10 protein-coding genes and 1 pseudogene are annotated in these 9507 nt (G+C 69.9%); 5 read left to right on the top strand and 6 right to left on the bottom strand.

Annotation, left to right across the window (positions count from 1 at the left end; translation table 11 throughout):
* On the bottom strand, nt 1-690 hold a 690-nt coding region (locus EQG76_RS03785; RefSeq protein ID WP_200840533.1), incomplete at its 3' end, for a calcium-binding protein.
* A 202-nt stretch (nt 691-892) separates the two neighbouring features.
* Here EQG76_RS03785 and uvrB point away from each other — a divergent pair.
* Nucleotides 893-3091, top strand: a complete 2199-nt coding sequence (gene uvrB, locus EQG76_RS03780; protein WP_159710741.1) for an excinuclease ABC subunit UvrB — start codon at nt 893-895, stop codon at nt 3089-3091.
* A gap of 3 nt (nt 3092-3094) precedes the next feature.
* Here uvrB and vapC read toward each other — a convergent pair whose 3' ends face one another.
* The 4 genes from vapC to EQG76_RS03760 are packed head-to-tail and all read right to left on the bottom strand — an operon-like array spanning nt 3095 to nt 4914.
* On the bottom strand, nt 3095-3493 hold the full coding sequence (vapC, locus tag EQG76_RS03775; protein ID WP_159710739.1) for a type II toxin-antitoxin system VapC family toxin: 399 nt from the start codon (nt 3491-3493) through the stop codon (nt 3095-3097).
* A complete protein-coding gene (locus EQG76_RS03770; protein WP_159710737.1) occupies nt 3490-3735 on the bottom strand; it encodes a type II toxin-antitoxin system VapB family antitoxin in 246 nt (81 codons plus the stop codon). Before EQG76_RS03770 ends, vapC begins: the two co-directional genes overlap by 4 nt.
* 55 nt (nt 3736-3790) lie before the next feature.
* On the bottom strand, nt 3791-4222 hold the full coding sequence (locus EQG76_RS03765; RefSeq protein ID WP_159710745.1) for a nucleoside deaminase: 432 nt from the start codon (nt 4220-4222) through the stop codon (nt 3791-3793).
* A gap of 8 nt (nt 4223-4230) precedes the next feature.
* Nucleotides 4231-4914, bottom strand: a complete 684-nt coding sequence (locus EQG76_RS03760; RefSeq protein ID WP_159710735.1) for a DUF3426 domain-containing protein — start codon at nt 4912-4914, stop codon at nt 4231-4233.
* Between the two features lie 66 nt (nt 4915-4980).
* Here EQG76_RS03760 and EQG76_RS03755 point away from each other — a divergent pair, with 66 nt between their 5' ends.
* Complete coding sequence (locus EQG76_RS03755) at nt 4981-5688, top strand: cell division ATP-binding protein FtsE (RefSeq protein ID WP_159710734.1); 708 nt, start codon at nt 4981-4983, stop codon at nt 5686-5688.
* Nucleotides 5685-6548, top strand: coding sequence for an FtsX-like permease family protein (locus EQG76_RS03750; RefSeq protein ID WP_159710733.1), 864 nt, complete (start codon nt 5685-5687; stop codon nt 6546-6548). Before EQG76_RS03755 ends, EQG76_RS03750 begins: the two co-directional genes overlap by 4 nt.
* 8 nt (nt 6549-6556) lie before the next feature.
* On the opposite strand, the gene gloB is transcribed toward EQG76_RS03750, so the two are convergent.
* Nucleotides 6557-7297, bottom strand: coding sequence for a hydroxyacylglutathione hydrolase (gene gloB, locus EQG76_RS03745; protein WP_235031196.1), 741 nt, complete (start codon nt 7295-7297; stop codon nt 6557-6559).
* Between the two features lie 151 nt (nt 7298-7448).
* On the opposite strand from gloB, the gene EQG76_RS03740 reads away from it, so the two are divergent.
* Together EQG76_RS03740 and EQG76_RS03735 are read left to right on the top strand one after the other, a co-directional pair.
* Nucleotides 7449-8228 carry a methyltransferase domain-containing protein gene (locus EQG76_RS03740; protein ID WP_159710732.1) on the top strand — a complete coding sequence of 260 codons (780 nt, stop codon included), beginning with the start codon at nt 7449-7451 and terminating at the stop codon, nt 8226-8228.
* Between the two features lie 137 nt (nt 8229-8365).
* Nucleotides 8366-9507: pseudogene (locus tag EQG76_RS03735) on the top strand (hypothetical protein); the annotation flags it as partial.

Below are 9507 nucleotides of genomic sequence, written 5' to 3'. Positions count from 1 at the left end.
GCGCCCGGCATCGCCATGGATCACGTCGCTGCCGAGGTCGCCCGTGAGCGCGTCCTGGCCGTCGCCGCCATCGATGCGGTCAGCACCCGAGCGGCCCTCGATCCGGTCGTTTCCCGCGCCGCCAAGCAGCCGGTCGGCGCCGCCGGCACCATAGATGTGATCGTCACCGGCACCGCCGTCGGCGAGGTTGGAGCCAAGGTCAAGGTCGGGCTCGGGTTCGTCCAGATAGCCGAGGATACCGACCCGCAGAGAGTCGTTGCCGGCATCGCCGTAGAGGGCGTCCCGGCCCTCCCGACCCGTGAGTTCATCGGTTCCCTCGCCGCCGCGCACGACATCGTCGCCCGCACCGCCTGACAGGTAGTCGGACCCGCCGCCGCCCAGGACTTGGTCGTCACCATTGCCGCCATAGGCACTGTCATCCCCATCGCCGCCGTCGACCAGATCGTTGCCGCTGCCCCCGTCCAGCCAGTCGCGGCCGCTGCCGGCCCGCAGCCGGTCATGGCCGGTCCCGCCATAGAGCCGGTCACTGCCCGCATCGCCCCAGATCCGGTCGTCGCCAGCCTCCCCGTGCAGGCGGTCGGCACCTTCCCTGCCGCTGAGGAGGTCGTTGCCGCTCCGGCCGAAGAACGTGTCCGGGCCGGAGGTGCCGCGCAGGAGGTCCAGCCGGTTCGTGCCGATGACGGTCGCCATGGAAATGCTCCCTGCGTCATAAGCGATGACGCGACGGGATATCATTACACGAAGTTAATATTTTTCGCCAAGTCGCATCTTTGCGACAGCCTGCTCGGGCAGGTGGATGAGACCGAATGGCCACATCGTTCCCCTCTTGTTCTGGTGCCTGTGCCACCCCACCATGTCGGACCGCATGCGGATGAACGGCGACGGGTGAACCATGACGAAGCTGCCCACGACAGACGCGCTGGCTGGTCTGGACCTGTTAAAGGCAGTGGCGGAGAGCCCGGAGCTGATCCAGCGGCCGGAGGGTGGGCAGGCGCTCACGCTCGCCTCGGACTATCAGCCGGCCGGCGACCAGCCGCAGGCGATCCAGGAACTGACCGAGGGCCTGCTGCGCGGTGAGCGCGACCAGGTACTCCTGGGCGTTACTGGCTCCGGCAAGACCTTCACCATGGCTAACGTCATCAAGAACCTGCAGCGACCGACCCTGATCCTGGCGCCGAACAAGATCCTGGCCGCGCAGCTCTATGGCGAGATGAAGAGCTTCTTCCCGGAGAACTCAGTCGAGTACTTCGTCTCCTATTACGACTACTATCAGCCCGAAGCCTACGTCGCCCGCACCGACACCTATATCGAGAAGACCTCCGCCATCAACGAGCAGATCGACCGGATGCGCCACTCGGCGACCCGGGCGCTGTTCGAGCGAGACGATGTCATCATCGTGGCCTCGGTGAGCTGCATCTACGGTATCGGCAGCCCCGAGACCTACGCGCGGATGACCATGACCCTGAAGAAGGGCCAGAAGGTCGACCGGGCCAAGCTGCTGCGCGCCTTCGTCGAGCTGCAGTACAAGCGCAACGACATGGAGCTGGCGCGCGGCAACTTCCGCGCCAAGGGCGACGTGATCGAGATCTTCCCGGCCCATCTGGAGGACAAGGCCTGGCGGATCGACCTGTTCGGCGACACGGTCGACGCGCTGGTGGAGATCGACCCGCTCACCGGCAAGCGGCTGGAGAAGCTGGAGCAGATCCGCCTTTATCCCAACAGCCACTACGTGACGCCCAAGCCCACCCTGCAGGCGGCGGTGGAGGGCATCCGGCTGGAGCTGAAGGAGACGCTGGAGCACTTCCGGGCGACCGGCAAGCTCCTGGAGGCGGAGCGGATCGAGCAGCGCACCACGGCCGACCTGGAGATGATCCTCACCACCGGGTCCTGCTCCGGCATCGAGAACTATTCGCGCTATCTCACTGGCCGGGCGCCCGGCGAGCCGCCGCCGACCCTGTTCGAGTACCTGCCGGACAATGCGCTGCTGATCGTGGACGAGAGCCACGTCACGGTCCCGCAGGTGGGCGGCATGTACAAGGGCGACTTCGCGCGCAAGTCGATCCTGGCCGAGTTCGGCTTCCGCCTGCCGTCCTGCAAGGACAACCGCCCGCTCAAGTTCGAGGAATGGGACGCGATGCGGCCGCAGACGATCTTCGTCTCGGCCACGCCCGGCTCCTGGGAGATGGAGCGGACCGGCGGCGTGTTCTCGGAGCAGGTCATCCGGCCGACTGGGCTGGTCGACCCGGTCTGCGTGGTCCGGCCGGTGGAGCACCAGGTCGACGACCTGATGCACGAGATCGGCCTGGCCAAGGAGAAGGGTCTGCGCACGCTGGTCACCACCCTGACCAAGCGGATGGCCGAGGACCTGTCGGAATACCTGCACGAGCAGGGCGTGCTGGTGCGCTACATGCACTCGGACATCGACACGCTGGAGCGCATCGAGATCATCCGCGACCTGCGCCTGGGCAAGTTCGACGTGCTGGTCGGCATCAACCTGCTCCGCGAGGGGCTGGACATCCCCGAATGCGGGCTGGTCGCGATCCTGGACGCCGACAAGGAGGGCTATCTGCGCTCGGAGACCTCGCTGGTCCAGACGATCGGCCGGGCGGCGCGCAACGTCGAAGGCAAGGTCGTGCTCTATGCCGACCGGATGACGCGGTCGCTCGAGGCGGCGCTGGCCGAGACCGAGCGGCGGCGGACCAAGCAGCTGGCCCATAACGAGGCGCACGGCATCACGCCGCAGACCATCAAGCGGCAGATTGCCGACATCCTGAAGGACGTGGCAGAGCGCGACTACGTGACGGTGGACCTAGTCGAGGACCAGCCGACCATCCTGACCGGCATGGAGTTGCAGCGCCATATCGGCGAGCTTGAGCAGCGGATGCGCAAGGCCGCCAGCAACCTGGAGTTCGAGGAGGCCGCCCGGCTGCGCGACGAGATCAAGCGGCTGGAGGACGGCGAGCTCGGCATGCCGTCCCGCCCGGTGGCCCAGGCGAGCGCCCATGCCTGGAAGCCCACCAGCAAGTCGCGCGCGGAGAAGGCCAGGGAGGCGAAGGCACGGGCGCGGGGCAGGAAGCGGGCAGGGGTGTGAAGCTCAGCGCAGGACGCGCAGGCCCAGATGCTGCTCGAACGGATCGAAGTCGCGGTCGCGGTGGAGGAGGGTGGCGCCTTCCTCGATGCACCAGGTCGCGATGAACAGATCGTTCGGCTTGCGGATGGTGAAGCCCAGGCGACGCAGGATACGGTAGTTCCGGGCAGCGACCCGCGCGTTGCGTTCGCCTACCATGTCGATCGTCGGAAACCGCCTCAGCCATTGGTCGATGCGGATGGCATGCCCTTCGTCGCGCGCACCGGACAAGAGTTCCGCCAGGACGAGATCGCCCAGGACGATCTCAGTTTCGTCGCTCTGCGCGTGAAACAGCCTGACTTTCGGCGTGTCCCTGCCTCTGAAGACGTCGATCCAGATGGAACTGTCCACAGTGAGAAGGGTCACGTGGACGGGGGCTCGTCGCTATGCGGCGTGCCCCAGGGTCCATGGCCACTCCGGTCGGTGCGCATCACGTCAAGATCGCCTTCCCAGCCGATGCCGGTCAGTTCGCGCAGCGCTTCCGCCTGTCTCTTCTGACGAACGAGCCTGCGCAACGCCTCCTCGACGACCGCCTTCTTGGTAGGCAGCCCGGTGAGCCGAGCCGCTTCCGCCAACAGGGCATCATCAATGTCGATGTTGGTGCGCATCACGTGCCCGATGTGTATGAACTCGCAGGAACATACACATTCCTCCTGGCATTGGTCAACGCCGCGCCTGGAAGAACTCCCGCAACAGCGCCGCCGCCTCCGTCTCCCGGATGCCCGCCACCACTTCCGGCCGGTGATGACAGGTGGGCTGGCCGAAGATGCGCGGGCCGTGGTCGACGCCGCCGCCCTTGGGATCGGCGGCACCGTAGTGGAGGCGGCGGATCCGGGCGAAGGCGATCGCCTGGGCGCACATCGGGCAGGGCTCCAGCGTCACCCACAGGTCATGGTCGACCAGGCGCGGCGAGCCCAGGGCGGCGGCCGTCGCGCGCAGCACCAGGATCTCGGCATGGGCGGTGGGATCCCGCCATTCCTCGACCCGGTTGCCGTCCGCGGCGACGATCCGCCCGGCCCGGTCGGTGACCACGGCGCCAACCGGCACCTCGCCGCGCTCGGATGCGGCCTTGGCCTCGGCCAGGGCGCGCGCCATCGGCAGGGTCAAGGGGCGTCCTCGAACCGCACCGCGGTGTGGCGCGCCTCGGGGGGCACGTCCTCCAGCTGCGCCTCGAACCGGGTGGTGGCGCGGGCCTCCAGGATGGGCGGCTCGACCCGCACCACCTCGCTGGTCAGTTCCATCCGATCACTGTCGAGCAGCGCCACCCGCAGGGCCGGAACCGACCTAGCATAATCGGTGGTGTTGACGATCTCGCCGCTCACCACCAGCACCCGCTCCCCGTCCTCGTCGATCTCCGAGGAGGTGACGCCGCGGATCTCCAGGCCGGGATCGACCGTCACCTCCAGGCCAAGCTGGCGGTACATGCCCGCCACCTGCGGCCAGGCTGTGGCGATCTGGTTGCGGGCCAGCACCAGGCCGGCCACCACGCCTGCCAGCACCAGGAGGACGAGCCAGCCGAACGCGCCGCTCCGGCTGCCCCGCCGCACCATGCCCGGCTCCTCGCCCAGGCGCGGCCGCTCGGCAGTTGGCGGTGGCGACGGCGGCTCGGGCGCGGCAAGCTCGGCACCGGGTCGCTCCCGATCGACGAACCAGCGATGGCGGCAATTGGCACAGGAGACCATGCGCCCCTTCTCGCCGATCGCGGCGCTGTCGATCTTGTACTTGGCGCCGCAGTTGGGGCAGGTGACGATCATGATGTCGGGCATGATACCGGCCGCACCGACCATGGCTGACGCATCCGGCCCGGCCGGCGGCGATCCGGGGGCAAGACGGCAGTGGTTCCAGGATCGATATTGAGCGACCAGCGCGAAATCATCGTCGAACTCTTCGGGGCCGCCATGAAGTATGGTTCCGGCCCGGACGTTCTGCGCGACATCGACCTCACCGTGCAAGCAGGATCGTTCCTGGTGATCGCCGGCGCCAGCGGCGCCGGCAAGACCACGCTGCTGGCTACCATCGCCCGCGCCGCCGCCCCGCCGGCCGGGCGGCTGACCCTGTTCGGCCGGGACACCGCATGGATCGATCGGACCGAGCGCGCCCGGATCCGCCGCCGGATCGGGCTCGTCTGCCAGGACCTGCGCCTCCTGGACCATCTGAGTGCTGCGGCCAACCTGGCCCTGCCGCTCCGCATCGCGGGTCTGCCCGCCAGGCAGATCCGGCCGCCGGTCGCCGAGCTCATGGACTGGCTGGGGATCACCGGGTTGGCGGCACGGCGGCCAGGAGAGCTGTCTGCCGCCGAGCGCCAGTTGCTGGCCCTCGGACGTGCAGTGATCAGCCGACCCGACCTGCTGCTGGCCGACGAGCCCACCAGCCTGCTGGACGGGCCGCTGGCACATCGTGCCCTCCACCTCCTGGGCGAGCTGAACCGGGCCGGCACCACCATCCTCCTGGCGACCCATGACCCAGCACTGCCAGCCCGGGTCCGGGGGGCGGCCATGCGCCTGGCCGACGGCCGCCTCCATCCGGCGCTGCCCACCGCATCGACGGACCTGGTCGCATGAGTGCCGGCAGCTTCCCGACACCCGGCTGGCCGGCCAGGGGCATGGCGGCTCTGCTGCTCGGCCTGCTGGTCCTGGCGGCGACGGTCGCCCTGGCGCTCGCCGCCGCGGGCCATGGCCTGCTGCTGGCGGCCGAGGACCGCAGCGTCGCGGTGGCGGTGGTGTCCCTGCCGGCACCGCTCGATCCGTCCGATCGCGACGGCGACCTCGCTGGCGTGGTCGCCCTGCTGCGCGCCGATCCGGAGGTCGGGCAGGTCGAGGCGATCCCCGAGGCGGAGGTGCGCGAGGTCCTGGTCGGCGGCCGGGATGCCGAATTGCCCATGCCGCTCCTGCTGGAGGTCCGGTTCGACCCAGGAGTGGTGCCCGACCTCCTGCGGCTCCAAGGGCGGATCACCGCACTCGCCCCGGACGGCCTGATCGAGGATGCCGGGATCATCGGCCCGCGCGCGGACCCGGCACTGCTCGCCCTGCTGCGCTATGCCATGCCGGCCTTCGGTGCCGGCGCCCTGCTGCTGGCGGTGTTGCTGGCGGCGGCAGTGGCGGCCGATGCCGTCCGGCGCCGGCACGGGGAGATCGAGGTCCTGCGCATGCTCGGCGCCGACGACGCGTTCATGCTGCGCGAGCTGCGGCCCTACCCGTTCCGCCCGCTATGGCTAGGCGGCCTGGCCGGCGCCGGCCTGGGTACGCTCGTCATGCTGATGCTGGCAAAGGCCGGGCCGGCGGGCGGCTGGCCGGTGCAGACGGTGCTGGCCGTCCGGCCGCTGGACGTGGCGATCCTGCTGCTTGGGGCATTCGCCATCGTGCTGGCCGTGGCGCTGGCGGCCCGGCAGACGGCCAGTACCATGCTGCGCCGCCTGCCTTGAGCCCTGCCTTAGCCGCGGAAGTTGTTCTTGGCCTCGCGCAACTCGGCAAAGCGCGCCTCCGACCCGCCCAGCAGGAACGGGTTGGTCCGCTTCTCCTCGCCGATCGTGGTCGGCACGGTGGGCTGGCCGGCCGCCCGCAGCTCCTGGACCTTGGCGAGCCTGGCCTTGATCTCCTGGTTGTCCGGGAAGACGTGGGCCGCGAACTTGGCATTGCCCAGCGTGTACTCGTGGCCGGAATAGACCTTGGTGTCGTCGGGCAGCCCGGCCAGGAGCTGCAGGGACTTCCACAGCACCTCGGGCCCGTCCTCGCCCAGCCGGCCGCAGCCCATGGTGAACATCACGTCGCCGCAGAACAGCAGCTTGGCCTCCGGCAGGTGGTAGCTGACATGGCCGCGCACATGGCCGGGCGTGTCCAGCACCTCGACCGGCGTGCCCAGCAGCTCGAAGCGCTGGCCCGGCTCGACCGTGCGGGTCAGTTTGGGCAGGCGGTGGCAGTCGGCGCCGTTGCCGATGACCTCGACCTGGGTGGCCAGCGCCAGCTCCTCGACCCCGGCGACATGGTCGGCATGGCTGTGGGTGATCAGGATGCTGCCGATCTGCAGGCTGCGTTCGGCCAGCGCCTCGGCAATGGGCGCCGCTTCACCCGGATCCACGATCACCACCCTGGAATTGCCTTCCTGGCGCAGCATGAAGGCGTAGTTGTCGTCCAGGATCGGCAGGAGTTCCACCAGGATTGGGGCATTGGCCAAGGTCGCATCTCCCGTTTAGTCGCGTTTGGGCGTCTACCCACTTCAGCATGGGCATTGCCGTCGTATATGGTCCAGACGAGCAGTGCGCGCCACCTCGGGCGGCGCACGACCTTTGTCGAGCCGGGAACCGAAGCGAGAACCGAAGGGAGTCATGAACGGCGATCTCGAGCAGTTCTACGCCAGCCGCAAGGGCCAGCTCGCGCGTCGGCTGATCGGGCTGCAGCTCCGCCAGCTCTGGCCGCAGGTGGCCGGCAAGACCATCGTCGGCATGGGCTTCGCCATGCCGTTCCTGGACGTCTTCGCCGACGAGGCGGCCGCGACCCTGGCCCTGGTGCCGGCCGGCTGCATCGTGCAGCGCTGGCCGGAGACGGGGCCCTGCCGGCTCGCGATCTTCCAGGAGGACGAGATCCCGCTGGCCGACCAGAGCGTGGACTGCCTGCTCCTGGTCCATGCGCTGGAGACCTGCCGCAGCCTGAACCGGCTGATGCGCGAAATCTGGCGGGTGCTCACCGATGACGGCCGGGTGGTGCTGATCGTGCCGAACCGGCACGGGCTGTGGTCCCTGTCCGACACCACGCCGTTCGGCCAGGGCTCGCCCTTCACATCCGGCCAGCTCCAGCGCCTGCTCGCCCGCCACCTCCTGGTGCGGGGCGAGGTGCGCCGCGCCATGTTCGTGCCGCCCTGGAACCTGAAGATCCTGCAGCGCCTGGCCATCCCGCTGGAGCGCACCGGCCAGCGGCTCTGGCCGCAGTTCGGCGGCATCCTCCTGGCGGAGGCGGAAAAGCAGCTCTATCTGGGCGCCCCGGCCTTCCAGACCGCCCGGCCCCGGCGACGCCAGTACGTGGCGCTCCCGCAGGCGGCGGCGCGCACTGCCGAGCATGCCGCGGTCCGGGTGCTGGCGCCCCATGACCGGCGCCCGCCGCGCCGCTGACCGCGACTTTCCGGGGACGGAGCCGGTTGGGTCGGGGTTCCTGCCGCGGCTGTCTGGCGTTGCCATGACGGCGTGACTTGAGTCAGTGCGCTGAGACGTGTCATGATGTTCCATGGCCCATGCGAGGACACGCGCGGATGATCCGTCGGGCGCGCCGTGCCGGATTTTCTACGGCACTTCTTCTCTCGCTCCTGCTGCCGGTACTGTCGACGGCGGCGGAGCCGGAACCGATAGCGAATGGTGTGGCGGCGGGTGCTGCCGGCAGCTTCTCCGGCCGCCCGGCATCGCCCCGGCCCCTGGTCGCCCTGGCACCCGTCACGGCCCGGCCGACCATCGGCGCCCAGGCGGCGGCGGGACCGCTGGGCGGAATGCAGGCGGTGGGCTCGATCCGGCTCGATGCCGCCTGCGGCGAGGTCTCGCTGGATGACAAGGGCCGGGTGCTGGCCGTCTGTACCAGGCCCGGCGGGGCCACGCTCAATCTCCTGGACCCTGGCTTCCTGAACCGTCTGGCCGAGCTGGCGCTGCCCGATGGCCCGGCGACCGGCGCGCATTATGTCGACCAGGCCGGCCGGATCGTAGTCCTGGCGGGCGGCAGCCAGATATGGGTGGTCCAGCAGGTCCGGGTGGTGACGATCGGTGCGGTGTGGACCCGGGGGACGGCCAGGTTCGAGCAGGTGGCGGCCTGCGACCTGAAGCCCGCCCTGCCGGCCGGCGACCAGGTGACCGCGCTCCTGCCGCAGGGCGGCGGCCGCGCCTGGTTCGTGAGCGCCGCCGGGATTGCGGGAACCCTGCGCCTGGACGACTGCACGACCAGGACCCTGGGGCTCACGGCGGCGAACGGGGCTTCCGCCACGGTCGGCAGCCATCCGGCGGTCGATCCGGGCGAGGGTGCGCTGTTCCTGGTCGCTGGGGACGCGCTGCAGCGCCTGGATGCCGGTGCGGACGGGCAGCCGGTGGTGACCTGGCGCCAGCCGCTGGGGGCGCCGCAGGCGATGGCGGGCGGGCCGGAAGCCGCCTCCAGGCAGCGGGCCGTGCTGCTGCTGGGCCGGCAGATGGTGGCGCTGACCGATGGCGGCTGGCCGCATGAGCGGCTGGTGGTGTTCGACCGCTCCCGGCAGGCCGGAGGCCAGCGGATCTGCAGCACGCCCCTGTTCGCCGCCTATCCCTTCCCCACCCGGTCGGGCGAGCGGCTGCTGGGCGTGGCCTGGCAGGCGGAGGGACAGGCCTCGGTCCTGGCGGCGAACCTGGCAGGCGGGCGCGGCCTGGAGCGGATCGACAT

This window comes from Geminicoccus flavidas, assembly GCF_009806515.1.
Taxonomy (GTDB): domain Bacteria; phylum Pseudomonadota; class Alphaproteobacteria; order Geminicoccales; family Geminicoccaceae; genus Geminicoccus; species Geminicoccus flavidus.
This window is presented reverse-complemented; position numbering and strand designations above follow the sequence as displayed.